The sequence below is a fragment of the Cypionkella psychrotolerans genome (genome assembly GCF_001294535.1).
In the GTDB taxonomy this organism is placed as follows: domain Bacteria; phylum Pseudomonadota; class Alphaproteobacteria; order Rhodobacterales; family Rhodobacteraceae; genus Cypionkella; species Cypionkella psychrotolerans.
This window is the reverse complement of record NZ_LGIC01000066.1, coordinates 1-24,730: the sequence shown is the minus strand read 5'-3', so window position 1 is coordinate 24,730 and position 24,730 is coordinate 1. Positions and strand designations below refer to the sequence as shown.

The 24,730-nt window shown below is 60.3% G+C and carries 22 protein-coding genes and 3 pseudogenes; 3 read left to right on the top strand and 22 right to left on the bottom strand.

What is annotated here, in order from left to right; all coding sequences use genetic code 11:
- Nucleotides 1–100 precede the first annotated feature (100 nt).
- From AKV04_RS14935 to AKV04_RS14915, 5 genes are all read right to left on the bottom strand, one after another.
- Nucleotides 101–898 (bottom strand): SDR family oxidoreductase, encoded by a 798-nt coding sequence (locus AKV04_RS14935; protein WP_054007226.1) that lies wholly within the window; start codon nt 896–898, stop codon nt 101–103.
- A gap of 16 nt (nt 899–914) precedes the next feature.
- Nucleotides 915–2,297, bottom strand: a complete 1,383-nt coding sequence (locus tag AKV04_RS14930; RefSeq protein ID WP_054007225.1) for an MFS transporter — start codon at nt 2,295–2,297, stop codon at nt 915–917.
- Nucleotides 2,298–2,395: 98 nt separating this feature from the next.
- Nucleotides 2,396–2,794: a (R)-mandelonitrile lyase gene (locus AKV04_RS14925; protein WP_054007224.1), complete on the bottom strand. Its 399-nt coding sequence runs from the start codon at nt 2,792–2,794 to the stop codon at nt 2,396–2,398.
- A 42-nt stretch (nt 2,795–2,836) separates the two neighbouring features.
- Nucleotides 2,837–3,883 (bottom strand): NAD(P)-dependent alcohol dehydrogenase, encoded by a 1,047-nt coding sequence (locus tag AKV04_RS14920; protein ID WP_054007223.1) that lies wholly within the window; start codon nt 3,881–3,883, stop codon nt 2,837–2,839.
- A 313-nt stretch (nt 3,884–4,196) separates the two neighbouring features.
- Nucleotides 4,197–5,390 carry an MFS transporter gene (locus AKV04_RS14915; RefSeq protein ID WP_054007222.1) on the bottom strand — a complete coding sequence of 398 codons (1,194 nt, stop codon included), beginning with the start codon at nt 5,388–5,390 and terminating at the stop codon, nt 4,197–4,199.
- Between the two features lie 94 nt (nt 5,391–5,484).
- Between AKV04_RS14915 and AKV04_RS14910 the strand changes: the two genes are divergently transcribed.
- A complete protein-coding gene (locus AKV04_RS14910) occupies nt 5,485–5,841 on the top strand; it encodes an ArsR/SmtB family transcription factor (protein ID WP_054007221.1) in 357 nt (118 codons plus the stop codon).
- A 165-nt stretch (nt 5,842–6,006) separates the two neighbouring features.
- Here the strand turns inward: AKV04_RS14910 and AKV04_RS27195 are convergent.
- The 4 genes and pseudogenes from AKV04_RS27195 to AKV04_RS14885 form a co-directional block, all read right to left on the bottom strand.
- A pseudogene (locus AKV04_RS27195) lies at nt 6,007–6,798 on the bottom strand (ATP-binding cassette domain-containing protein).
- The gene (locus tag AKV04_RS14895; protein ID WP_054007218.1) at nt 6,780–7,169 is read right to left on the bottom strand and encodes an oligopeptide/dipeptide ABC transporter ATP-binding protein; all 390 of its coding nucleotides are present in this window, start codon (nt 7,167–7,169) and stop codon (nt 6,780–6,782) included. Before AKV04_RS14895 ends, AKV04_RS27195 begins: the two are co-directional and overlap by 19 nt.
- On the bottom strand, nt 7,136–7,768 hold the full coding sequence (locus AKV04_RS14890; RefSeq protein WP_054007217.1) for an ATP-binding cassette domain-containing protein: 633 nt from the start codon (nt 7,766–7,768) through the stop codon (nt 7,136–7,138). Before AKV04_RS14890 ends, AKV04_RS14895 begins: the two co-directional genes overlap by 34 nt.
- Nucleotides 7,768–8,739 carry an ABC transporter substrate-binding protein gene (locus AKV04_RS14885; protein WP_054007216.1) on the bottom strand — a complete coding sequence of 324 codons (972 nt, stop codon included), beginning with the start codon at nt 8,737–8,739 and terminating at the stop codon, nt 7,768–7,770. The genes AKV04_RS14890 and AKV04_RS14885 overlap by 1 nt, the downstream gene beginning before the upstream one ends.
- Before the next feature lie 214 nt (nt 8,740–8,953).
- On the opposite strand from AKV04_RS14885, the pseudogene AKV04_RS14880 reads away from it, so the two are divergent.
- Nucleotides 8,954–10,346 (top strand): annotated as a pseudogene (locus AKV04_RS14880) (IS1182 family transposase).
- 329 nt (nt 10,347–10,675) lie between these two features.
- On the opposite strand, the gene AKV04_RS14875 reads toward AKV04_RS14880, so the two are convergent.
- The 6 genes from AKV04_RS14875 to AKV04_RS14850 all read right to left on the bottom strand — a co-directional run bounded on the left by AKV04_RS14875 (nt 10,676) and on the right by AKV04_RS14850 (nt 17,237).
- Complete coding sequence (locus tag AKV04_RS14875) at nt 10,676–11,515, bottom strand: dipeptide ABC transporter ATP-binding protein (protein ID WP_054007215.1); 840 nt, start codon at nt 11,513–11,515, stop codon at nt 10,676–10,678.
- Nucleotides 11,512–12,366 carry an ABC transporter ATP-binding protein gene (locus AKV04_RS14870; RefSeq protein ID WP_054007214.1) on the bottom strand — a complete coding sequence of 285 codons (855 nt, stop codon included), beginning with the start codon at nt 12,364–12,366 and terminating at the stop codon, nt 11,512–11,514. The genes AKV04_RS14875 and AKV04_RS14870 overlap by 4 nt, the downstream gene beginning before the upstream one ends.
- 3 nt (nt 12,367–12,369) lie before the next feature.
- Nucleotides 12,370–13,272 (bottom strand): ABC transporter permease subunit, encoded by a 903-nt coding sequence (locus AKV04_RS14865; protein WP_054007213.1) that lies wholly within the window; start codon nt 13,270–13,272, stop codon nt 12,370–12,372.
- Nucleotides 13,269–14,276: an ABC transporter permease subunit gene (locus AKV04_RS14860; RefSeq protein ID WP_054007212.1), complete on the bottom strand. Its 1,008-nt coding sequence runs from the start codon at nt 14,274–14,276 to the stop codon at nt 13,269–13,271. Before AKV04_RS14860 ends, AKV04_RS14865 begins: the two co-directional genes overlap by 4 nt.
- Before the next feature lie 81 nt (nt 14,277–14,357).
- On the bottom strand, nt 14,358–15,956 hold the full coding sequence (locus AKV04_RS14855) for an ABC transporter substrate-binding protein (RefSeq protein ID WP_407638452.1): 1,599 nt from the start codon (nt 15,954–15,956) through the stop codon (nt 14,358–14,360).
- Between the two features lie 93 nt (nt 15,957–16,049).
- Nucleotides 16,050–17,237 (bottom strand): M24 family metallopeptidase, encoded by a 1,188-nt coding sequence (locus AKV04_RS14850; protein ID WP_054007210.1) that lies wholly within the window; start codon nt 17,235–17,237, stop codon nt 16,050–16,052.
- Between the two features lie 198 nt (nt 17,238–17,435).
- On the opposite strand from AKV04_RS14850, the gene AKV04_RS14845 reads away from it, so the two are divergent.
- Nucleotides 17,436–18,125 carry a GntR family transcriptional regulator gene (locus AKV04_RS14845; RefSeq protein WP_054007209.1) on the top strand — a complete coding sequence of 230 codons (690 nt, stop codon included), beginning with the start codon at nt 17,436–17,438 and terminating at the stop codon, nt 18,123–18,125.
- Between the two features lie 303 nt (nt 18,126–18,428).
- Here the strand turns inward: AKV04_RS14845 and AKV04_RS14840 are convergent, their stop codons facing one another.
- The 7 genes and pseudogenes from AKV04_RS14840 to AKV04_RS14810 all read right to left on the bottom strand — a co-directional run.
- On the bottom strand, nt 18,429–19,304 hold the full coding sequence (locus AKV04_RS14840; protein WP_156317573.1) for an endonuclease/exonuclease/phosphatase family protein: 876 nt from the start codon (nt 19,302–19,304) through the stop codon (nt 18,429–18,431).
- 113 nt (nt 19,305–19,417) lie between these two features.
- Complete coding sequence (locus AKV04_RS14835) at nt 19,418–20,503, bottom strand: sn-glycerol-3-phosphate import ATP-binding protein UgpC (protein WP_054007207.1); 1,086 nt, start codon at nt 20,501–20,503, stop codon at nt 19,418–19,420.
- Nucleotides 20,503–21,345 carry a sn-glycerol-3-phosphate ABC transporter permease UgpE gene (gene ugpE / locus AKV04_RS14830; RefSeq protein ID WP_054007352.1) on the bottom strand — a complete coding sequence of 281 codons (843 nt, stop codon included), beginning with the start codon at nt 21,343–21,345 and terminating at the stop codon, nt 20,503–20,505. The genes AKV04_RS14835 and ugpE overlap by 1 nt, the downstream gene beginning before the upstream one ends.
- Nucleotides 21,346–21,349: 4 nt before the next feature.
- Nucleotides 21,350–22,306, bottom strand: a complete 957-nt coding sequence (locus tag AKV04_RS14825; RefSeq protein WP_054007206.1) for an ABC transporter permease subunit — start codon at nt 22,304–22,306, stop codon at nt 21,350–21,352.
- Nucleotides 22,307–22,388: 82 nt separating this feature from the next.
- Nucleotides 22,389–23,687, bottom strand: a complete 1,299-nt coding sequence (locus AKV04_RS14820; RefSeq protein ID WP_054007205.1) for an extracellular solute-binding protein — start codon at nt 23,685–23,687, stop codon at nt 22,389–22,391.
- Between the two features lie 193 nt (nt 23,688–23,880).
- Nucleotides 23,881–24,175 (bottom strand): annotated as a pseudogene (locus AKV04_RS25625) (IS3 family transposase); the annotation flags it as partial.
- Nucleotides 24,176–24,237: 62 nt separating this feature from the next.
- Nucleotides 24,238–24,730 (bottom strand): IS3 family transposase (locus AKV04_RS14810; RefSeq protein ID WP_156317571.1); only part of this gene is annotated, 493 nt, incomplete at its 5' end.

The following is a 24,730-nucleotide window of genomic DNA, read 5'->3' as shown; positions in this document are numbered from 1 at the left end:
CAATATGCAGCAACTTGAAAGTAAGACTGGCCGGGGGCGGATGAGAGGGGCAATCCCGCTTGGGTTCATGAGCGCGGAGGATAAATGCCGCAGAGCTGTGTCAGGTGGCTGCAATACGGGCGCGGAGTTCTGCCAGATCGGCGCGGACGCGGTCGGGTTCTTGCGCCAGCGGCTGGTTGTCGATGTCGCGCACGCCATCCAGACCGCCGGGGCGGTCGGGGTTTAGGGCGGCAAACAGTGGCGTTAGATCGGTTTGCTCGGGTCCGCGTTCGGTGATCAACTCAAAGCTTTTGCGGTTGGCGGCGGGGCAGGTCAGGCTTTCGATCAAAACCCGTGCGATCTGCTTGCGGCCCACGGCACCATCGGACGGCGTGCCAGAGCGGCGGGTATCGCCTTGTAATAGCAGAAGCTTCTGCATCTCGGTGGCGTTGTAATCGAACCAGCAGGGGCGGATGATGGTGTAATCTTGACCGCTGGCGCGCAGCAACCGCTCAGCGCGGCGCTTCCAATCATGCGACTCGCTGCTGCGTTGATAGCTGGTTTCGCAGACGGTCACGCCGATGGCGGTCATCAGAGCGATGCGCGTCCGGCGCGGGCCGATCACCGTCAACAGATCGCGCAGCCCAGTATAATAGATCGCCTCGGAAGCGGCCTTGCCACCACCATCGGCGTTGACGGTCAGCACCACGGCATCGACGCCTTGCACTGCGGCGGTGAGGGTTTCGGGGCGGGTGAGGTCACCTGCCAGCAGTTCCACCTCTTTGGGCAGAGTGCGCCGGGCGCGGTCTACATCGCGGACCAAAGCGCGGACGCGGTGGCCTTGGCATAGGGCTTGATCGACCACGGGGCGGCCAATGCTGCCAGTGGCCCCGATGATCAGAACGGTGAGTGCAGGCATGGAGTTTCCTTTCAGATTAGACGGCTTTGTGCGCCTTGTCGGCGCGAATAACGAAGGATAGCGTCACGATCAGACCCAGCCCTTGCAGCACTGCCGCGCCGTAAAGTCCGGCCGAAATGCCGTGGGTCACCATCGCGTCTGAGGTGGGTGCTCCCCGCATCGCTGCGGCAAATACCGTCACCAGCACGGCCAGACCCAACGTGCCGCCCAACTGATGTGCCGCGTTGACCAGCCCTGAGGCCGCACCTGCATCCTGTGGTGTCACCCGGCGCACTCCGGCGACGGTCAGCGGTGCCAGAGCCGCGCCATTGCCAAGCCCGATCCACAGCATTGGCAGGCCGACGGCGATCCAATAGCTGGCCCCGGCTTGCGCTTGCGCCAGCCAAACAAGGCCAAGCGCTGCGCAGAGGAAAGCTGCCGCCAGTACCACGCCGCCGCCAAAGCGCCGCAGCAGGCGGGGCAGCAGCAGTGAGATCAGGAAGGTCACGACAGTCATCGGCAGAAATCCGAACCCGACCTGCACGGGTGTCATGTGCAGAACGCCTTGCATCAGCTGGGTGCTGAAGAAGAAAAAGCTGACCATTGCGCCCAGAAACAGCGCCCGCGCGCCGTAGGCCCCGGCGCGACCTTTGTCGGCAAAGAGGTGCAGGGGCAGCAGCGGCTGTGCGGTGCGGGCTTGCATCCCCAGAAAGCAGGCGACCAGCGCCAATCCTGCGGCGACCAAGCCAAGCGTCAGATGATCCTGCCAACCCGAGCTGGCCGAGCGCACGATGCCAAAGACGAGCGCGCCCATGCCAAGGGTCGAGGTGACGGCTCCGGCGATATCAACCCGTCCCGGCGTGGCCTCGGTTTCCGGCAGCAGGCGCGCGGCGGCGAGATGCAACGCGAGGCCGACCGGAACATTGATCAGAAATCCCACGCGCCACGAAATCCAGCCCGCAAAAATGCCGCCCAGTACCAACCCAAGACTGGCACCAACCCAAGACTGGCCCCAACCCCGGCGGTCGAGGCGTATTGCGACAGCGCGGTTGCGCTCTTCGCCTTCGGCGAAATGGGTGGACAGCAGCGCCAGCGTGGTCGGGGCAAGGATCGCCGCGCCGATGCCTTGGACTGCCCGCGCGGTGAGCAGCGTCGCGGGGTTCGGAGCAAGTCCAATCACCAGTGACGCCAGTGTGAACAGGGCAACCCCGGCCAGATAGACCCGACGGCGGCCAAACAGATCACCCGCCCGCGCGCCCAGCATCAGGAAGCCACCGAAGCTGAGCGTATAGGCGTTTTGCACCCCGCTGAGCCCGGCCGGGAAAAAGTCCAAGCCGTCCCGTATATCGGGCAAGCCGGTGATGACGATGGAGGTGTCCAGCAGGATCATCAGATAGCTTGCCAGCACCACGATCAGCACAGCGCGCTGCTGGCGTGCGGCATCAGGACAGACAGCCGACCCCGGCGGTGCCGGTCGGTTCAGTCAGGGTTGCGAGTGTCATGTTAGTGCTTTCAGCCCTACGGGGCGGGGTAATCGGCGTCGCTGACATGCTCCAGCCAATCAACGGCGCGGCCATCCAAGGCTTCGGCGATGGCGATATGGGTCATGGCAACGGTGGGAGTCGCGCCGTGCCAATGCTTTTCGTCCGGCGCGAACCAGACGGTATCGCCGGGGCGGATTTCCTCGAGCGGGCCGCCTTCGCGCTGTGCCAGCCCCAGACCTGCCGTCACGATCAGCCGTTGGCCCAAAGGATGCGTGTGCCAAGCCGTGCGTGCGCCGGGCTCGAAGGTGACAATCGCACCGCCCGCCCGCGCCGGGGCCGTGGCGTTGAACGCGGCGTCAATGCGGACGGTGCCGGTAAACCAATCTGCGGGGCCACGGGCCGAGGCCGTGGTGCCGTTGCGTTTGATCTCCATGATGGGCTTCCTTCGATGGGGGAGTGGTGGTGGCTGCGTGGGTCAAGCTGACAGTGAGGCCATGTCGATCACAAAGCGATAGCGCACATCGGATTTCTCCATCCGCGCGAAAGCGGCGTTGATCTCGTCCATGCGGATCATCTCGACGTCCGGCAGGATGCCTTTTTCGGCGCAGAAGTCGAGCATCTCTTGCGTCTCGCGGATGCCACCAATCGGCGAGCCGGCGATGCGGCGACGGCCCAGCAGCAGGGGCACGGTCGAGATTTCTGCCATCGGGCCAACTTGCCCGACGATCACCAGCGTGCCGTCAACGTCTAGTAGCGGCAGATAAGGGTTCAGATCGTGTTTCACCGGTACGGTGTCGATGATCAGATCAAAGCCGTTCGCCGCTTGTGCCATTGCCTGTAGGTCGGATGACATCAACAGATCCGCCGCGCCAAGTGCCTTAGCATCCGCCTTCTTGTCCGCCGTGCGGCTGAGCACGGTCACATGCGCATCAAGGCCCGCCGCCAGCTTGACCGCCATATGGCCAAGCCCGCCCAGACCAATGACGCCGACCCGGCTGCCGGGGCCGACATTCCATGTGCGCAGCGGCGACCAAGTGGTGATTCCGGCACAGAGCAGCGGTGCGGCCTTGGCGATATCCAAGCCCTTGGGCATCCGCAAAACAAACTCCTCACGCACGACAAGGTGTTTAGAGTAGCCGCCGTAGGTCATGTCTTTGCTGATGCGATCCCGCCCACCATAGGTGCCAGTATTGCCTTCGCGGCACAGCTGTTCTTCGCCGTTTTTGCACTGATCGCACTGCTGGCAACTGTCGACCATGCAGCCCACGGCCACATGATCCCCCGTCGCGTATTTCGTGACAGCCGATCCAACCTCAATCACCCGGCCGACAATCTCATGTCCCGGCACGGCGGGGAACGTCGTCCAGCCCCAGTCGTTGTGCGACCAATGCAGGTCAGAATGGCACACGCCGCAGTAAAGGATTTCCATTACCACATCATTGGGGCGGGGTACGCGGCGGGTGAAATTGAACGGGGCAAGGTCTGAACTGGCGCTGTGCGCCGCATAGCCGATGGTTTGCATGGGGAGACTCCGTTGGGTTTGTCGCCAAAATGACGGCTGTTGGCAGGTGATATAGCCCACTGCAGGTCCTGCGATTAGCCGTCGGTCTGACCTTAGGTTCATGCTGGAAATTCATGAGTGAGGCGGTGTTGGCGTGGATCTGATCCCAGAGTGGGGCGAGGATGTTTCGCGATGGCTGACCGCTTATCCAGATGGTGCACCTGCACCGAACGGTCATCCGGGAGGTTGCCTGTCGTCAGGCAGGCTTGCGGTGCATTGAGCTGAACGGGCGCGCAAGATGCGGTGGGAAGGTTGCAAATCTAGGCTCGGCAGGTCAGTCGGTTGCGGTAAACTTGCGCATCAGGCCGGCGGTGGCCGAGAGCAGGACGATCATCACGCCGTAGCCAACCGCCGTCACCGTCAACCCCAGTTGCGGCAACAGCAGCCCTGCGATCAGGGTCGGTGCGCCGAAGGCGGCGTAGCTGAGGGTCAGGATTGCTGCGAAGAACTCGCCGCGTTCATTTGGTGTGCTGAGCGGGATCAGCGTGCGCAATGCCCCGTAAAAGCAGGTGCCAAAGCCCATGCCTGCAATGGAGAGCGCCACAAGGTAAAGTGGCAGCGAGGGCAGCGCCATGCCGATCAGGGTCAGCGCCGTGCCGATGGAAAGCGCTGCGGTGCCACCGAGGGTGATCTGACGCGGGGTGCGATGGCGTGCGAGATAGCAGGCGAGTGCGCCCATCCCTGACAGCAGCGTGACGACAAAAGCCTGCATCAGACTGCTGTGCAGCCCGAAGATCCGCGCGACGATGGGCGCGCCGAGGGACAGATAAAGCCCGCCCGTCGCCCAACCTGCGATGATCGCCGGGGCCGCCTGCCAAAACGCGGCGCGGGCGCGGGGTGGCAGGCCGATACGGGGACGGAGGGCTGACAGCAAGCCTTCGTGCCGGGGTGAGGTTTCGGGCAGGGCCCAAATGGCGGCGGATAGGACCAGACAGAGCAGGATCAGCCCGTCGAACACATCCTGTTTCGGGGTTGCCGCCACGGTCATGATAAATCCTGCGGCCAGCGCACCGAGGGCCAGCCCGATCAGCGGGATCACCGAATTGACAATGGCTGCGCTGCCGGGGTTCGACGGCGGCTCTAAATCCACGATGGTCGCCGAAAGCGTCGAGAGCAGCAGCGCGCAGGCCACGCCTTGGATGGCGCGGGCGATCAGCAGGCCTTCGACCGTGGCGGATTGCTCGAACACCAGCAAAGACAGCGCGAGCCCGGCAAACCCGACAGACAGAACCGGGCGACGGCCCAGATGGTCCGAGCATGACCCGGCGGTGAGCAGCGTTGCCAGCAGGAACACGGTGTAGACTGCAAAGATTCCGGTCAGCGCCGGGTCAGAAAAGCCGATGTCGCGCTGCAAGACCGGATAGAACGGCGAGGGCGCGCTTGCGCTGGCCATCATCAGCATCAGGCCAATCAGCACGATGGCAAAGCCCGCGCGGTGTCTTGCGGTATAGGGGATCTCAATTTGCATTATACACTCACGGGGCGCTGGCTGGTTTATTGTTCGATTATTTTCGAACAATTTCCTACTACCCTTGCGGCGACTGTTCAACTATATTCGAACTATGAGCGAAGATATCCCTTTTCCAGTTGGAGAGTTGCCGCATCCCGCCCGCGCGGATTTGGTGCTTGCGCAGGTGTTGTTTGCCCTCAGCGATCCCGCACGCCTTGCGATCGTTGCCCAACTGGTCGCAGGCCCCGTCGATATGGCGCGCTGCCAGTTGCAAGACCCCAGCATCGCCAAATCCACCAAATCGCACCTGATGCGGGTGCTGCGTGAGGCGGGCGTGATCCGCAATGACCCCAAGGGCAGGGGCCGAACGCTCAGCCTGCGCCGCGACGATCTGGATAGTCGCTTTCCCGGTTTGCTGGACGCGATCCTGTCCAGCGCGCCGCCGAATGACAGCACCGATCTGACTTGACCCAAGGCGCGACGGGACAGAAATATGGTCGCGGTATGTTGAGTTGAACAGCGCGACCTCTGCCTTCGGAGGTGAACTGACCAATACGGGCATCGATGCGTGTCCTGTTTCTGACGGCTCCGGGTGGTGGCCTTATGTTGCGGCATCCTTATGGGTATCGCATCGCTATCCTTGGGCGTCGTCCACATGATGTGCGCGAGGCCAAGAGGCGAGCAGTTGTTGCGTGTACTCGGCCTGCGGCGTTTGCAGGACCGTGGCGCAATCGCCTTGCTCGACAATACGACCGCGATGCCTCACCGCGACCTGATCGGCAATCAGCCGCACCACCGCCAGATTGTGGCTGACCACCAGCAGGGCCACCGCGGTTTCAACACTGATCTCTTGCAACAAATTCAGCAAATCGCCCTGAACCGAGACATCGGGACCGGCGGTTGGTTCATCCGCCGCCAGAATGCGGGGACGGAACAGCAGGGCGCGGGCGATGGCGGCGCGACGGGCCTGACCGCCGCTGATCTGATGCGGATATTGATCAACCACGCCCGGCGGCAGGCTCAGCTGTTGCAGGACGTCCGCCAGCCGGGCGCGGATCTCGTCGCGCGACTTGCCCAGTCATCCAGCCACCTCGTCCATCGACTGACCAATCCGGCGGCGCGGCGACAGCGATTGCGCCGGATCCTGAAAAATCGGCTGGATCGTGGTGATCAGGCTGCGAAAATCGCGCTGGGCGGGGGGCTGCACCGCACCCATCAGGGCAACCTGACCCGCGCTCAGCCGCTGAAGCCCTAGAATGGCGCGCAAAAGCGTAGTTTTGCCAGAACCGCTTTCGCCGACAATGCCGAAACAACTGCCAGTGGGGACCGCGACTGAAACGCCGTTCAGCGCCCGGAAGGAGCCAAAGGTCACGACGGCGGCTGCCACATCAATGGCTGCGGGTGGGGCTATGGTGTCAGAATGCATCGGGCCTCCTGACCGGGTTTGCCTGCCAATGGCCGCAGATCGGGGTGTGCTGCGGTGCAATCTGCTACGGCGTGGGCACAGCGCGGCGCATAGATGCAGCCCTTGGGCAAATCCCGCAGGGCGGGCAGCTCGCCGCGGATCACCTGAAAGCTTTGCGCCAGTGGCGGATTGGCCCGTGGCGCGTCGATCTCGACATCGCAGGTAAAAAGATCGGCGGTATAGGGATGCGCCGGGTGACGGACCACATCAGCCACCGCGCCGCGCTCGACGATTTCACCGGCATAGATCACCGCCACCAGATCGCAGTAGCGCGCCACCAGACCCAGCGAATGGGTGATCAGCAGGATCGAACAGCCGATTTCATCGCGCACATCTGCGCCTCGACGTTCACATCCTGCGCGGTGGTCGGCTCATCTGCGATCAGCAGGCTGGGCCGCGCCAGCAGCGCCATTGCGATGACCACACGTTGCCGCATGCCACCGGATAGCTCGTGCACATGGTTACGCACCCGCGCCTCGGGGCGGTCAAAGCCAAACGCTGCCAGTGCGGCAACCGCTCGTGTCTGCCTTTCGGCGTGGTTTGCCTGTGGGTCACAGCGGCGCAGCACCTCGTGCAGATGCGCCCGGATGCTGAACACCGGATTGAGCGAGGCCGTGGGATCCTGAAAAATCATCGCAAACTCATGCCCCCACAGGTCCGCCAGCGCGGCGCTGTCGCTGCATTCAATCTTGCGGTCGCGCAACATGATCTGGCCGCCGCGTACCCGCGCATTTGGGGCCAGCAAGCCCATCAGGGCCAGCGCCACCGTCGATTTGCCGCTGCCAGATTCGCCCACCAGCCCGATGATTGAGCGCGGCGGAATGTCGAGCGAGATGTCACGCAGCACCGGGCTGGGGGCGGCACCCCGGCTGGTAAAATCAAGCGACAGGTTGTGCAGACCGATGGGGCCGCTGCGGTTTGCATCCTGCATCACATCCGCCCTTTCAGCTTTGGGTCAACCGCGTCGCGCAGGGCCTCGCCGAGTAGGGCCTCGCCGAGTAGGGCGCAACCCAGCATCGCCGCCGCCTCATTGTGCAATCGGTCAAATTCGTCGCTGGTCCAGCGCTGCCAGTTCCACAAACCGACTTGCGAGCCCAGAAACCATTGGGTCTGAAAGCTGGGGTCGAATTTGGAGGCATAGGTGATCAGCGTCAGTTCCAGATCTTTTGCCGCATCGCCCGACCCCATCGCCCAATAGGCACCGGGGTCCAGCGCGCTGATGGTCAGAGTAATGCCGATTTCGGACAGATTGGCCTGCACGATCTGGGCGATGGCCTGCGACGTTGAATCGTTCAGGCAGGTGAAGGTCAGCGCGATATTGCTTTGCCCTGCCTCGGCCAGCAGCGCCTGCGCTGCGGCAATGTCGCGGTTATAGACCGGGGCTTCGGCCCAATAGCCCAGCAGTGGCGGGGCCAGCAGAGCATTGGCCCGCCCGACCTTGCCAGCATAGGCTCCGTCGATCACGGTCTGGATATCCATCCCCAGTCGGATCGCCTGACGCACCCGCGGATCGGTCAGCGCGCCCTTTTCGACGTTCAGACTGACCCAAGTACTGACCCAAGAATAGTCAATCCCCTCTATCTTGACGACCGCCACGTCACTGTCTTTGGCCAGCTCATCTTCGGCTGTTCCATCCGCTTCGGTCAGCGCCGTTTCCTTAGCCAGCAGCAACAGCAAGGCGGTGCGCGGCTCTACAATCGGCTTTAGGATGATCTGCCGGAATGCGGGCATATCGCGGTCCGCATAGTCCGGGTTTGCCTCTAACGCCACCTGATCGCGGAGCTTCCAGTCTTTGAAGACATAGGGCCCTGATCCGATTGTGCAGGTGGAAATCCCGGGGCCGAGGGCTTCGGTGGCCTTTTTAGACAGGATCGACCCCGAGCCGTCACAGATGGCGATCACCCAGATGGCGGGGGGCTGGATGCTGTAGGATCAGCTTGCCGGTATAGGTGCCCGTCACTTCAACCCGGTCCAACGCGGCAAAATCGTCAGCATAGGGCAGCTTGGCACCCTGCGCATCGGGGGTGATAAAGCGCTTATTCTGTTGAAAAGCTCAGCTTGATTGGCCGACTGATCGCTGATTCACTTTCAGTTGGGTTGGTGGGGGTGGGCGGCGATGATGGGACCGCGGCAAGAAGCGCAGGGCGCTCTGTTTTACGAGTTCTCAATCGAAGGACATGTTCCGCCAGACCGCATGTTGCGTTCGGTCGACCGGTTCGTTGATCTCTCTGGCCTTCGTCAGCATCTTGCGCCCTTCTGCAGTGCCACGGGGCGGCCATCGGTTGATCCAGAGTTGATGATTAGAATGCTTCTTGTCGGCTATATTATGGTGATCCGGTCGGAGCGTCGGCTTTGCGACGAGGTCCATCTTAACCTCGCGTGTCGCTGGTTTTGTCGCTTGGATCAGAATAAGCAAGTCCCCGACCATTCGTCTTTTTCCAAGAACCGGCATGGCCGCTTCCGCGACAGCGATCTTCTACGGCATCTGTTCGAGACGGTGGTTGCCCGCTGCATCTCAGAAGGGCTGGCGAGCGGCCAGCGTTTAGCGGCGGAGGCCAGCCTCATTCCAGCAGATGCAAACCGTAAGAACTCGACGCCACAGGCTGATTGGGAACCTAGGGCCATCAATCCCGAAGATGCACCACGGGCTGTACGGGAATATCTTGCCACCCTCGACGATGCGGCTTTTGGTGCAGCCAGCCCAGTTGAGCCAAAGTTCACATCACATTCCGATTCGGCATCGCAATGGACCGGGGCGCGGGGCGGGCCTGCCTATTTTGCCTATTCCACCAATTATCTGATCGACACCGATAACGATGTTATCCTCGATGTGGAAGCCGCCCACTCGATCCGCCAAGCCGAGGTTGGGGCGGAGCGGACGATGATCGAGCGCGTGAACGATACGTTCGGCATAAAGCCGTAACGCCTGATCGCGGACACGGCCTATGGCAAGGGCGAGATGCTTGACTGGCTGGTTCAGCAGCCTGGGATGCGCGCCGCATATTCCGGTCATCGACAAATCAGGGCGCAAGGACGACATATTCGTGCGGGCCGACGTCGCCTATGATGCTGAGAGGGATATTTACACCTGTCCGGGCACCAAGGAACTGAAGCAAAGTCGCCGTGCATTTGCCAAGCCCAGAGAGAAGAGCCCGGACGCAGATGGTATGCTCCGGTACAGGGCCAGCAAGGCAGATTGCGATGGCTGTGCTTTGAGATCGCGATGCTGCCCGAAAGAACCTTCGCGCAAAGTGACAAGGTCGATTTACGAGCCATCCCGCGATGTGGCCCGGGCGATCGCTCGGACAGAGCAATACCCAATCTCCTGCGAGCTCCGGAAGAAAGTCGAGATGCTTTTTGCACGTCTGAAGCGGATTCTCGGCCTGAACCGTCTCCGATTGCGCGGCCCATTCGGCGCACACGATGAATTCCACCTCGCCGCTGCCGCCCAGAACCTCAGGAAGCTCGCAAAGCTCCTGCCCACACCAACAGTAGCCCGACCCGCGTGATCGAGAGACGGGCGCGCAAATGACGAGCCCATGTCATCGCGGCTCACACGCCGAGGTTTTCAACAGAATAAGCCCGAAGCGGGCAATTGGAATTGCAAATTGGTTGCGTTTCGTTCACCCTTCATGCGCCAAACTGTCTGGCCTCGGCGCCGCATCAATTTTGGCAGTACGTTCTAATCGAATAAGCGCTCATTTTGGTCATGCGAATGGCAGCGTGAAGTGAAGCCTAGGAACGCGCACCACCTGAATCATGGAGCTGCGCCACATCGCGCAGGCTTGGAAATCAACAGGCGTCCTTTCATCGGTAGTTTCGCTCACCTTGGCCAAGGCTAGAGCTTTGCCCCCGCGAGCCGACGACGCTCTACCCTTGCACGGATTGCGGCTACGTCTGTCACGGGTGTCGCGGCAAACAATTGCTGCGTATAGGGATGCTGCGGATTTGCGAACAGCGCCTCACGACTACCTTGCTCAACTGCTACACCCTTGCTTAACACCAGCACGTCATCGGCGATGTAGCGCACCACGGACAGGTCATGGCTGACGAAGACATAGGTCAGGTTGAATTCGTCCTGCAAATCGGCGAGCAAATTTAGTACCTGCGCCTGCACCGACAAGTCCAGCGCAGAGACTGGCTCATCCAGCACAAGCAATGCCGGGTTCAGCATCAATGCGCGCGCGATGGCGATGCGCTGGCGTTGGCCGCCCGAAAACATATGTGGGTAGCGGTTGAAATGTTCGGGTTGCAGGCCAACCTTGGCCAGCATCGCCTCGGCCTTCTCGCGCCGCTCGGCAGCCGAAAGCGGCGTGTTGATCAGCAGCGGCTCCATCAGCACATCGCCGACCTTTTGGCGCGGATTGAGGCTGCCGTAGGGGTTCTGGAAAACCATCTGCACTTTGGACCGCATCTCGGGCGTCAGGCGTTTGCGACTGATGTTGATCTCCTGGCCATCAACCTTCAATACACCACTGGAGGGGGCATCAATCAGCGCGATGATACGGGCCAGTGTCGATTTGCCCGAGCCGCTTTCGCCGACAATGGCAAGGGTCTTGCCCTTTTCCACCGCGAAATCAACGCCTTTGACGGCGCGCACATGCTTGGTGGCCGCAAACATTCCACCGCTGACCAGATAATCCTGCGTCAGCGCTTTGCCTTCGATCACCACGGTCATAGCTTTGCCTCCGCTGCCATGAAATCGGCGACAGTGGGCAAACGATCCCCCTTGGCATTCTCGGGCAGGGCCGACAACAGCGCGCGGGTGTAGGAATTCTGCGGGTTTTCAAACAGGCTCAGCACATCGGCTTCTTCCATCTTGCGCCCTTTGTATTGGACGATCACACGGTCGGCGGTTTCGGCGACGACACCCATGTCATGCGTGATCAGGATCAGCGCCATGCCGTGCTTTTCCTGCAAATCCATCAGCAGATCGAGGATTTGCTTCTGGATCGTCACATCCAGCGCCGTGGTGGGTTCATCCGCGATCAGCAGCCGCGGGTTAGAGGCGATCGCCATGGCGATCATCACGCGCTGGCACTGACCGCCCGACATCTGGTGCGGATAGGCGTTCAGCTTGGTTTCCGGCTCGGGGATGCCTACGGCGTTGAAAAGTTCGACCGCGCGGGCGCGGGCGGCTTTGCGGTCCATCCCGAGATTGAAGCGCAAGACTTCCTCGATCTGGAAGCCCACGGTGAAGGACGGGTTGAGCGAGGCGACGGGTTCCTGAAAGATCATCGTGATCTCACGCCCGATCAGCTTGCGGCGCTCTGCCGCGGTCATCTTCAGTAGATCGCGGCCGTCGTAGGTCATCTCATCTGCGGTGACGGTGGCGGTGTCGGGCAACAGGCCCATCACCGCAAGCATCGACACCGATTTGCCCGAGCCACTTTCGCCGACAATCGCCAGCACTTCGCGCGGGCTGACCGAGACATCCACGCCGTCAACTGCGATGAAGGCCCCGGTTGAGGTGGCAAAGCGCACGGTCAGGTTTTTGATGTTCAAAAGGGCCCCGGTTTGTTTCTCCATGGCTCAGCTCCGCTTCAGCTTGGGGTCGAGGGCGTCACGCAAGCCATCGCCCATCAGGTTGATCGCCAGCACCGAGATCAGGATGGCAAGGCCGGGCAGGGTAACGACCCACCACGCGCGCAGGATGAACTCGCGCGCTTCGGCGAGCATGGTGCCCCATTCCGACGAGGGCGGCTGTGCGCCCATGCCAAGGAAGCCAAGGGCGGCGGAATCGAGCACGGCGGACGAGAACGACAAGGTGGCTTGCACGATCAGAGGGGCGAGGCAGTTCGGCAGGATGGTTTTGAACATCAGCCGCATGGTGCTTGCGCCTGCGACACGGGCGGCGGTGACGTATTCGCGCTCTTTCTCGCCCATCACGGCGGCGCGTGTCAGGCGGGCGAAGTGCGGCTGATAGACGATGGCGATGGCGATCATCGCGTTGGTAAGCCCCGGCCCCAGCACCGCCACCAGCACCAAGGCCAGCAGCAAGGACGGGAAGGCGAGAATCACATCCATCACCCGCATGATAACGGTATCGACCCAACCGCCGAAGAAGCCCGCCAGCAGGCCCACGAAGATGCCGCCGATCAGCGCGATGGCCACCACGACGATGCCGATGAACAGTGAATATTGCGCGCCGTAGATCAGCCGGGACAGCATATCACGGCCCACAGCGTCGGTGCCAAGCAGGAAGCTTGTGCTGCCACCCTCTTGCCAGAACGGCGGGGCGAGCAGCGCGTCGCGGTATTGTTGGGTGGGGTCATGCGGGGCGATGACTTGGGCGAAGACGGCCAAGATCACCAAACCGATGAACACCCACATGCCGACCACCGCGCCGCGGTTTTGCCTGAAGTAGAACCAGAAATCGGCCAGCATCTGACGGCGGATCGCGGCATCGCTGAGTTTGATGGTTGTATCGCTCATTTGTGGCGGATCCTCGGGTTGATGAGGCCATAGGTCAGGTCGACCAAGAGATTGACGAGCATCACCAGCCCCGCAATCAACAAAAGCCCGCTTTGCACGACCGGATAGTCACGGCGCGAGATGGAATCGATCATCCACTTGCCGATGCCGGGCCACGAGAAAATCGTCTCGGTCAGGATGGCACCTGCCATCAGCACACCAATTTGCAAGCCGATGGTGGTGATCACCGGGATCATCGCGTTGCGCAGCGCATGCACTCCGATCACGCGCGACGGCGACATGCCCTTGGCGCGGGCGGTGCGGACGTAATCTTCGCCCATCACTTCCAGCATCGCCGAGCGGGTTTGGCGCGCAATCACGGCCAAGGGGATGGTGGCCAACACGACGGACGGTAGGATCAGATGCGAGATTGCTGAGGTGAACGCGCCCTTTTGCCCGGAAATCAGGCTGTCGATCAGCATGAATCCGGTCACATCGGGGAAGAAATACATCAGTGAAATGCGGCCTGATACCGGGGTCCAGCCCAAGATGCCGGAAAAGAAGATGATCAGCAGCAGGCCCCACCAGAAGATCGGCATCGAAAAACCCACCAAAGCGGCGGTCATCGACACCTGATCAAACCACGAGCCGCGCTTGATGGCTGCCATCACGCCGACGGGCACACCGATCAGGGTGGCGATCAGGATGGCGACCAGACCGAGTTCAACCGTTGCCGGGAACAGGGTCAGGAATTCGGCCATCACCGGTTTTTTGGTGACCAGCGAGTTGCCAAGATCGCCGTGGAACAGCCGGCCGAGGAAATCGAAATATTGCACCCAAAGGGGGCGGTCAAAGCCAAGTTGTGCCGAAAGCTCTGCGTGACGTTCGGGCGAGATGCCGCGTTCGCCTGCCATCAAAAGTACCGGATCGCCGGGCAGGATGCGGACAAAACTGAAGGCAATCAAGGTGATGCCCAGAAACGTTGGCACCAGATACAGCAGTTTGCTGAGAATGAATCTGATCATGTGAGGATCCTTAGGCCAACACGCGGCCAAAATGTCGGATGCGCGGGGAGGGCCCCCGCGCATCCGGTTAGAGTGGCTGACTTATTCAGTCAGATCGACGGTATCGAAGGTGAAATCGCCCAAGGGGCTCATCACGAAGCCGGTGACGTTCTTGGCCATCGGCACATATTGCGTCGAATGGTCGAGCGTCGCCCAAGGGGCTTGATCCTTGAAGATCACCTGTGCTTGTTCGTAAAGCTTGGTGCGCTCTGCCACGTCCGAGGTCTGCTTGGCTTTCGACAGCAGATCCGAGAACTCTTGGTTGCACCAGAAGGCGCGGTTTGCGCCGCCCTTGCCAGCCGAGGCGCAGGACAGCAAGACGCCCATGAAGTTGTCCGGGTCGCCATTGTCGCCGGTCCAGCCCAAGATCACCGCGCCATCGCGGCCCGGCTCCATCGACTTATCAAGGTATTCGCCCCATTCGTAGGAGACGATCTCGACCTTAACGCCGACTTTGGCGAAGTCTTCCTGCATCAGTTCTGCCGCACGACGGGCGTTCGGCATGTAGGGGCGCTGCACAGGCATCGCCCAGATCTTCATCGACAGATCTTTGACGCCTTCGGCTTCCAAAGCAGCCTTGGCTGCGACCGGATCGTAGACATCATCGACGATGGCATCATTATACGACCACATCGTCGGCGGGATCGGGTTTTTGGCAACTTGGCCAGCCCCTTGGAACACAGCGTCAATGATCGCCTGCTTGTTCATCGCCATGTTCAGCGCTTTACGCACCTTCGGATTGTCGAACGGCGCTTGGGTGGTGTTATAGGCGAGGTAGCCGACGTTCAGGCCAGCCTGCTCTTCGACTTTCAGGTTCGGATCTTCCTTGATCGCCGCCAGATCAGCAGGCGCCGGGTACGGCATCAGTTGGCATTCGCCAGCTTTCAGCTTTTGCAGGCGCACAGCGGCATCCGGGGTGATCGCGAACACCAGATCGTCGATCTTCGGGGCGGGGCCCCAGTAATCCGGGTTCTTGGCGTAACGGATCACGGCGTCTTTTTGGTAGGCGACAAACTTGAACGGGCCGGTGCCGATCGGGGCGTTGTTCAGATCTTCCTTGGTGCCAGCGGCTTCGAGAACCGAGGCGTATTCGGCTGAGACGATCGACGCAAAAGGCATCGCGATGTTCGCCAGGAACGGTGCTTCGGGACGGGTCAGCACGAATTTCACGGTGTAATCGTCAACCTTGACGATGTCTTTGATCAGCGAGGGCATCTCCATCGAGTTGTAATACTCATAGGTGATGCCAGCGATATATTGGTTCCACGGGTGATCTGCCGAAGCTTGGCGCTGATAGCTGAAGATCACGTCATCGGCGTTGAAATCGCGCGACGGGGTGAATTTTTCGTTGGAATGCCACTTCACACCCTGACGCAGCTTGAAGGTGTATTCCAGCCCATCCGCCGACACTTCCCACGATTCCGCCAGGCCGGGCTCAACTTCGGTTGTGCCTTTTTTGAACTCAACCAGACGGTTGTAAATCGGGTGGGCCGAGGCATCAAAGGTGCCGCCAGCGGTGTAGGGGGCCGGATCAAACCCCTCGGGCGAGGCTTCCGAGCAGTAGACGAAGGTCTTGGCAAGGGCAGGCATGGCGGTGGTCATCGCCAATGCGGAGGCCGCAATCAGGATGCGGGATAGCATTTTCATGTCTTGGTCCTTTCACTCTCTGTTAAGCACTGTTCCGACCCATTCAGGCGGGCCGGTTTTCTTCATGGGCGCAGTTGCGAGTGCGCCTCAGGTCGTCGTGTTTCCGAACGGATCATCGAGCCGCTCGGCCGGGGGCACAAACCAGCGGGGGCCGGATTGTGTCATGTAAACAATATCTTCCAGCCGCACGCCGCATTCGCCGTAAACGCACAGCATCGGTTCGATGGAAAAGCACATGCCTGCCGCCAAGGGTGTGTCATTGCCGCCCACGATATAGGGTGCCTCGTGAATGTCGAGGCCAAGGCCGTGGCCCGTGCGATGCGGCAGGCCGGGGACGCGGTAGCCGGGGCCGAAACCCGCAGCCGTCAGCACGCCGCGTGCGGCATCATCGACCGCGCCGCAGGTGACACCGATCTGTGCCGCAGCGAAGGCCGCACTTTGCGCCTGACGCTCCAATTCCCACAATTGACGTTGCCGGGGCGTGGGGGTGCCGAAAACATAAGTGCGCGTGATGTCCGAGGCGTAGCCGTGCAGCGTGCCGCCCATATCAAACAGCACCATATCGCCTTGTTGCAGAATTTGCGGCTCTGGCACGCCATGCGGATAGGCGGTGGCCTCGCCGAATTGGGCGGCAGCGAACAGGGGTTTCAGACCAAGTGCCACATGGGCTGCAAGGATGAAATCGGTGACTTCGGTGGTGGAAATCCCTGCGCGCAAGCCCGCATGGACCGCCTTTTGCACCGCGAAACTGGCATTCATGGCGGTTTGCATCAGCGCAATTTCGGCGGTGGATTTGCACTGGCGTTGTGCCTCGATCATGCTCTGTGCCGAGATCACCGGCCCTGCAATTTGTGCCATCAAGCCTGCGGCGAACACAAACGGGGTGGCCAGATCAAGCGCCAATCCGGCACCCGGGGCGACCATAGCGCGCAGCTCGGCGGAGATCAGGGCGTAGGGGTTTTCGTGTTCCTCCCACGCCACAACGTCGCCATCCAGTCGCAACAGGCTGCGCAGTTTAGGGACTTCGAACTGGGGCGAGACATAGATCAGCGCACCCGAAGACGGCACCAACGCGCCATGGATCCGCTCTGACAGGCCCAAACGTAGCCCGGTGTAGTAGATCAGCGACGATGAGGCATCCAGCCAGACCGCCTTGACCCCATCCCGCTGCATCCGCGCCTGAAGCCCGGCCAGACGCATCTGCAACTCTGTCGGCTCTATCGCTGCGGCTTGAACGGGGCGGAAGGCGGCGAGGGCGGTCGCAAAATCGGTCATTCACGGTCCATTGTCTGTTTGCGACGCATGTGGGGCAAGCAGCGCCAAACCGGCGCAAGGCACGGTCGTGGACGTCGTGCCAAGCTCCCCATCGACACGCTTTTGCACCTAACCCAGATTGGATCCGATATACAATATTAAAGTTCTTCCCGATTTGATGGCAAGTAGGTAGACCATTCAGCAAATGCGGGGGGCACTATGGCGCTTAAGGGTGTGGACGTTTCCAAGATGGTCTCGGCAGGTGGGCTGGTCTTTGAGGCGTTGCGCCGTGCAATCATCGAGGGCGAGTTGAAAGACGGCGATCCGCTGCGTCAGGATGAAATCGCGCGGCTGTTTCATACCAGCCGTATCCCTGTGCGCGAGGCGATCACCATGCTGGAACAGCAGGGCCTGGTGAAAAACCACCGATTCAAGGGGGCAGTCGTGGTCGGCCTGTCCATCGCAGAGGCCAGCGAGATTTTCGATTTCCGCTGTATCATTGACGCGCATGTAATTCGCGCCGCTGTACCGCATATGACGCCAGCGCTGATTGCCGAGGCCCGCGCGATTTGTGACGCCTTTGCCAGCACCACCGATCCGATGCGTTGGGGCGATCTGAACCGCGCCTTTCATATAACGCTGTATCGAGCCAGTAATCTGCCGTTTCATCTGGGCACGCTGACCAACGCGATGGACCGGCTGGACCGCTATTTGCGCGCGCAACTGTTGCTGACCGATGGTCATGCCCGTTCAAATGCCGAGCATCTTGATATCTTGGAAGCCTGCGCGCGCGGCGATGCCGATGCCGCAGCCGATCTGACCGTCGCGCATATCCGTAGCGCCCAATACGCGTTGCGACAGCATTTGGCGAAGATCCAGGCAAAGTTCGGCACCTCCGAAACTACTTAGCTCGTAGCAGACGTGTTGCCTTTGGCAGTTGATAACGGCCCAAAGCCACCGTTAAGGCGATGTTTTCGCGGAGAATACGCCTTCCCCAAACCTGCTGTAGTAAGCCGATGGCCTTTGCGTCCATGTCAAAGTGAACTCGGTACAAACAAACAGGTAGAAGCCCGACGCACTTTTTGATGGTGCGCAATCTGTTAGCTACGCAGCGCACCGAAGTTCTGTTTCTTCCCCAACAATTTCTCACAGCTTTACATTCTGACCGCACCTCAAAGCGGGTGTAAGCTTGGCACAAAGCCGCCCCTCAGTTCATTGGTTTAAACCCGAAATTTGCAGAACGATCATGTCATGGTCTGAAAGCGGTTTGTCCCATTTGTCAGTCGATGCGATGATTTGCGATTGTGCGATCTGCAACCCGCGCGTCAGAAACCAGTCCAACTTCATCGCGCGGTTAGGCCAGCGGGTGATCTGGCTGGCGCGTGTCGTCATTGCGGTTTCGGGGCCGCCGTGAATCATGAAGCCCCGTCGTGTCGCATGGGCAAACAGCGTCTCGTCCCGCCAATCGCCGCCGATATGGTTGCCAGTGTTCAGATCGCCGCCGATGAGCAGCGGCAGGCTGGGGAACGTGGCCTCTAGCGAGTCGATCAAAATGCAAAGCTGGGTTTCACGCTGGGCGGCGTCTGCGTTGCTTTCCAGATGGGTCGAGACCATCACAACCGGACCCGCTTCGGTCTGGATCACCGCGCCAATCGCCAACCGTTCACCCAAGCGCGACTGATCGCCACCCGAAAGAAACCAGAAGCGTTGCCCAGGCAGGCGCAGCAGGAAGGGCTGCACCAGCGGTGTTGCGGCAAGAACTGCATTACCGTGAAAGCCCAGACGGTTATGGTTGTCGGTGCAGAATTCGAGTTCAGTTTCCGACCCTAGACCAAGCTCAATGAATTCAACCCCATACGCATAGACCATGCCAAGGGTCGAGGCGACTGCGGCAGTGGTGTGGGCCTGCGCGGTGCGGGCCATGCCGTTATCCATCTCGGACAGCAGCACCACCTGAGCACGAGATGTGGCGATTTTGACGGCCGATTCAGTTGGGAACAGGCAACGTTCGAGGTTCCACGCGGCAACGGTGAAGGGGAAACCGAGCGGCTCGGTGGGTGCTGTGCCGCCCACCTCGACTGAGTTCATGCAAGACAGAGCCGCCAAGCGAACATCATGCGACGCCACATTGCGAGGGAGCTCGGCAATCTGGTTCCGCTCGGTTTGGGAAAGCCCGGTTAGCTGCGGTGTCGTGGCAAAGATCATGCCAGCACAGGGGTAAGGGTCGGGATAGTGTGCGCCTGCTCCAGCCGTTTGCCGCTGATGGTGTCGAACAGGTGCAGCTTGTCGGAAATCACCGACAGGCACATCTCATACTGAAGCGGTGTTTTCGGGTCCAGTGATAACACCAGCGCCTGCCCATCGATGCTGCCATGCACCAGACGTTGCGCGCCCAGTTCTTCAACGAAATCGACTTTGAACGGCAGGCCGGTCGCAGAGATGTGCAGATCTTCGGCGCGGATGCCCAGAGTGACAGCGCCATGCGCGGGCACGGCGCGACCGGTTTCGATCACATGGCCGCCGATCCGCAGACGGTTGCCGTCAACTTCGGCGTCCAGCAGGTTCATCGCGGGTGAACCGATGAAACTCGCCACAAAAGTCGTCGCCGGACGGTGATAAATTTCCAAGGGTGCTCCGACCTGCTCGATCCTGCCTGCGTTCAGCACCACCAGACGATCGGCCAACGTCATCGCCTCTAGCTGGTCATGCGTCACATACAGCGATGTGGTGGCAAGCCGCTTTTGTAGGCGGCGGATTTCACCGCGCATCGACACCCGCAGCTTGGCGTCAAGGTTCGATAACGGCTCGTCGAACAGAAACGCCGCAGGCTGGCGCACGACGGCGCGGCCCATGGCGACGCGCTGACGCTGACCACCCGACAGGGCACGCGGCTTGCGGTCAAGATAGGGGCCGAGTTCCAGCATACGGGCGGCTTCGGCCACGCGCGCCTCAATCTCGGCTTTCGGAGTTTTGCGGTTTTTCAGGCCGTAAGCCATGTTTTCGCGTACTGACATATGCGGGTAAAGCGCGTAGTTCTGGAACACCATGGCGATATCACGGTCGGCGGGATCGACCTTGTTGACGACGCGGTCACCGATTTTGACCTCGCCCGCCGTGATGTCTTCCAGCCCCGCCACCATCCGCAGCAGGGTGGATTTGCCGCAGCCCGAGGGGCCGACCAGCACGATGAATTCGCCATCCGCGATGGTCAGGTTGATGTCGGTGATCGACGGCGCACTTGCCCCCGGATAGGTTTTTGAGACATTGGTGATGGTGATCGCGGCCATTATTTATCGCTTTCCGTCAGGCCCTTGATGAACCAGCGCTGGAACACCACCACCACCAGAACCGGCGGCAGCAGCGCCAGCACCGCAAGGGCAAAGGCTTCGTTGTAATCGGGGATTTGGCTGCCAACCCAGACTTGCAGGATCTGCTTGATACCGCGCATCAGGGTGAAGAACCGCTCATCCGTGGTCATCAGCATCGGCCAGAGATATTGGTTCCAGCCATAGACGAACATGATGATGAAGATCGCGGCCATCATGGTTTTCGACAGCGGCAAGATCACGTCGATGAAGAATTTGACCGGGCCCGCGCCGTCGATGCGGGCGGCCTCTAGCAACTCATCCGGGATGGATTTGAAGAACTGCCGGAAATAGAATGTGCCCGTGGCCGAGGCCAGTAGTGGCAAGATCAGGCCTGTGTAGCTGTTCAGCAGGCCAAGCTGCGACATCACCTGATAGGACGGCATGATCCGCACTTCGAGCGGCAGCAGCAGGGTGGTGAAGATCACCCAGAACATCAGCGTGGCAAAGCGGAAGCGGAAATAGACCAGCGCATAGGCCGCCGCCATCGACAGCACGATCTTGCCCGCCGCAAAACCCAGCCCGAGGATCAGCGAGTTCATCACCATCCGCGCGCCCGTCACTTGGCCCGTAAAGCCGCCCTGCCGGGTCAGCACGGTGTGATAGGTCTCATAGCCATCATTGCCGGGCAGCAGTTGCAGCCCGCCGGTGTGGATTTCGACCGCTGTGTGGGTGGAGGTCATCATCGCAACCACCACAGGCATCACCATGAACAGCGTGCCAAGGATCAGGATCAAATGGTCTAGGGGGCGTATCCGGTTCATCATCTCACCCGTAATGGACGCGGCGTTCCAGCCAGCGAAATTGCACGAGGGTCAGCACCAGCACGACCAGCATCAAGATCACCGATTGGGCGGAGGATCCGCCAATGTCATTGCCACGAAAGCCGTCGAGATAGACCTTGTAAACAAGGGTGATCGGGTTGTTGGCGGCCTTGTCCTTCACCATCACGTCGATCACCGCAAAGGTGTCAAACAGCGCGTAGGTGATGTTGATGATCAAAAGGAAAAACGCTGTCGGGGCCAGCAGCGGCAGGATCGCGGTGAAGAAGCGGCGCGCACCGTTTTTGCAATCAATCAGTGCCGCCTCGCGCACGCTTTGCGGGATGCTCTGCAGGCCGGACAGGATGAAGATGAAGTTGTAGGGCACCTGTTTCCAGACTGACACAAGGATCATCGCGAAAGCCGTATCGAAGTAATTCAACCCCACCTTCATGTCCAAACCGAACCATGCGGCCAGTTTGACGAAGGGGCCGATATGCTGATCAAACAGCATCATCCCGATCAGCCCTGCCACCGGGGGGGCGATGGCGTAAACAGAGATCAGCGCCGTGCGATAGGTTGACCTCGCGCGGATCACCTGATCGGCCTTGACCGCCAGCAGCAGGCCAATTCCCAGCGAGAAGGCGGTGACCAGAACGGTAAACATTGCCGTAAACCCGGCGATGTGACGGTATTCAGCCGAACCCAAGGCGTCGGTGTAATTGTCAAAACCCACAAACGTCGCGCCAAAACCAAACGGGTCTTCGATGTAAAAGGATGAGGAAATCGCCTGTGCCGAGGGCCAGTAGAAGAACACAAAGATCACCGCCAGTTGCGGGGCCAGAAACAGCCACGGCAGCAGCGGACGGTCAAACTGCACGCGCTTGGCGGGCTCGGGCCGTGCGGTGGCGCGGGCGATCCAGCGGCGGATCGGGCCAGAGGCCGTTTGGGTGGCATCGGTCATTGGGATTCACGTCACAGGATCAGGGGGGCAAAACAAAAGCCGGGCCTGCACTGTGGCAGGCCCGGCATATCGCACTAAACTATCAGCCTGCGGTCTTGGCGAACTTCGCCAGCAGCTCATTGCCTTCGGTCTCAATGGCCTTGAACGCGTCTTCGACGGTGGTTTCGCCCGAGAAGATTTTGTTGAATTCACGCTCTTCGACAGCGCGGATCTGCGGGTAGAAACCCAGACGATAACCTTTCGACCATTCGCCCGTCGGCAGCAGCAGTTGTTTGATGCCGACTTCAGCGACTGGGTGCTTTTCGTACCAGCCTTCGGCTTTCGATGCCTCATACGCCGCCTTGGTGATGGCGACATAGCCGGTGGCCTGATGGTAGAAGGTCTGAATCTCGGTCGTGGTCAGGAAGTTGAAGAAATCCGCCGAGCATTTGTTCTCAGCCTCGGGTTTTCCCGACATCGCGAACAGGGCAGCGCCGCCGATGAACGAGGATTTGTTGCCTTCGCCAATCGCAGCGACGTAAGGTATGAAATCCGCCGAGAATGGCATGGTCGCGGTCTTGGTCAGCCCGCCAAACGAACCCGAGGACCCGATCCACAGCGCAACCTTGCCCTCTTCAAACGGCTTTTGGTTGTCAGCCCAGCCTGCGCCGTAGAAGCCGAACAGACCCGCGGTGTGCCATTCTTTCAGCTTGTTCCAGAACGCGATCATCTCGGGCGCTGTGGCGTTCAGCGTGGTGCCTTCGATGCTGTCATAGCCGTTGTGGTTCGATGCCATCTGAATGTTGTTGCGTGAGAAAAAGTTCTCAAACAGCATCCAGGTCAACTGGCTGGCGGCCAGCGGCACATAGCCCGCTTCTTTCAGCTTGGGCGCCACGGCCTCAAATTCTTCCCAGGTTTTCGGCGGCGTCACACCGGCCTTGGTGAAGGCATCGGTGTTGATATACATGATCGGCGCCGACGAGTTGAACGGCATGCCGATGAATTTGCCATCCGCATCGGCGTAGAAATTGCGGATACCGTCGATGAAAGCATCGCGGTCCAGCGTGTGGCGGTTCTGGCTGAGCAGGTCTTCGGCGGGAATGGTCGCGCCCTTGGCGCTGATGATGGTGGCGGCACCGGCATCAAACACCTGCAGGATGTTCGGCTGCTCGCCCGACCGGAACGCCGCAATGCCCGACGCCAGCGCTTCTTCATAGGTGCCTTTGGACACCGGGGTGATCGCGCAGGCGGCTTGAGCGGCATTGAACTTTTCGGCCACCTGATTGATCACCTGCTCGTTCGCGCCACCCATCCCGTGCCACCAGGTGATCTGGACGGGTGCCGCAAAGGCTGCATTGGTGGTCATCGCAAGAGCGCCGATGACAGAGAGAGCTTTTTTCATGGTGGTTCCTTTCGGGAGATTTGGACGGAACCTAGAAAATGCGGGTAACAGCTTTGCGATGGTTATGTATCGGAGGCGAGACATTTACATTGGTGACAGATTGCCAGCGAAACTGGGGCCGTTGGTCTGTCGAAGGCTTTGTCGTCTGAGCACAATGGACCAGCCGCTGTTTCGTTCCGGTCGGGTTCTCATGTTAAGCGGCCTTCCGTTCGAAAGCCACGGAGCTTTTCCAGCCCAAGGCGGAGTGTCTGCAGCGTGGGTTGTAGAGGCCGTTGATGTATTCGAAGAGGGCGAGTTCGACCTCTCGGCGGGTCTGCTAGTTCCTTCGCTATACGATTTCGGCCTTGAGGGATTTGAAAAAGCTCTCGACGGCGGAATTATCATGGCAATTGCCTTTGCCGCTCATCCGCTGCCCGACAGCGGATGTTTACATCAGTGAGAGGGGACGCCTTGAAGCCGTGCTTGCGCAGCAGCTTCTGATAGTCGTGGACAAGTATTGGGCGGATTCAACCGGTCGTCGCAACACCCTGACTGAATAGCCCCGAGTTTCCTAGACACCTTGCAGCTTCAGTTTTTGCTGCTGCTCGAATGCGATCGGCGACAGCATTCCGTTCCTAACGTGTTTGCGCTGCGGGTTGTAGAAGAACTCGATGTAGTCGAACACATCCTGGCGGGCTTCTTTGCGGGTTTTATACTTTCTTCGGCGGATGCGTTCGCGTTTGAGCAGGTTGAAGAAGCTTTCGGCGACGGCGTTGTCCCAGCAGTTGCCACGTCGGCTCATGCTTTGCGTCAGATTGTGCTGTTCGAGGAACTCCTGCCACTCATAGCTGGTGAACTGTGAGCCTTGGTCGGAATGCACTTGGACTTTGGTCTTCGGTTTGCGGCGCCAGACGGCCATCAGAAGGGCTTGCAACGGCAGATCCGTATAGGTCCGACCCTGCATGGACCACCCAACAACACGCCTAGAAAATAGATCGATGACAACTGCGTGATAAACGAAGCCCTCGTGGGTGCGGATGTAGGTGATATCTGTGACCCAGAAC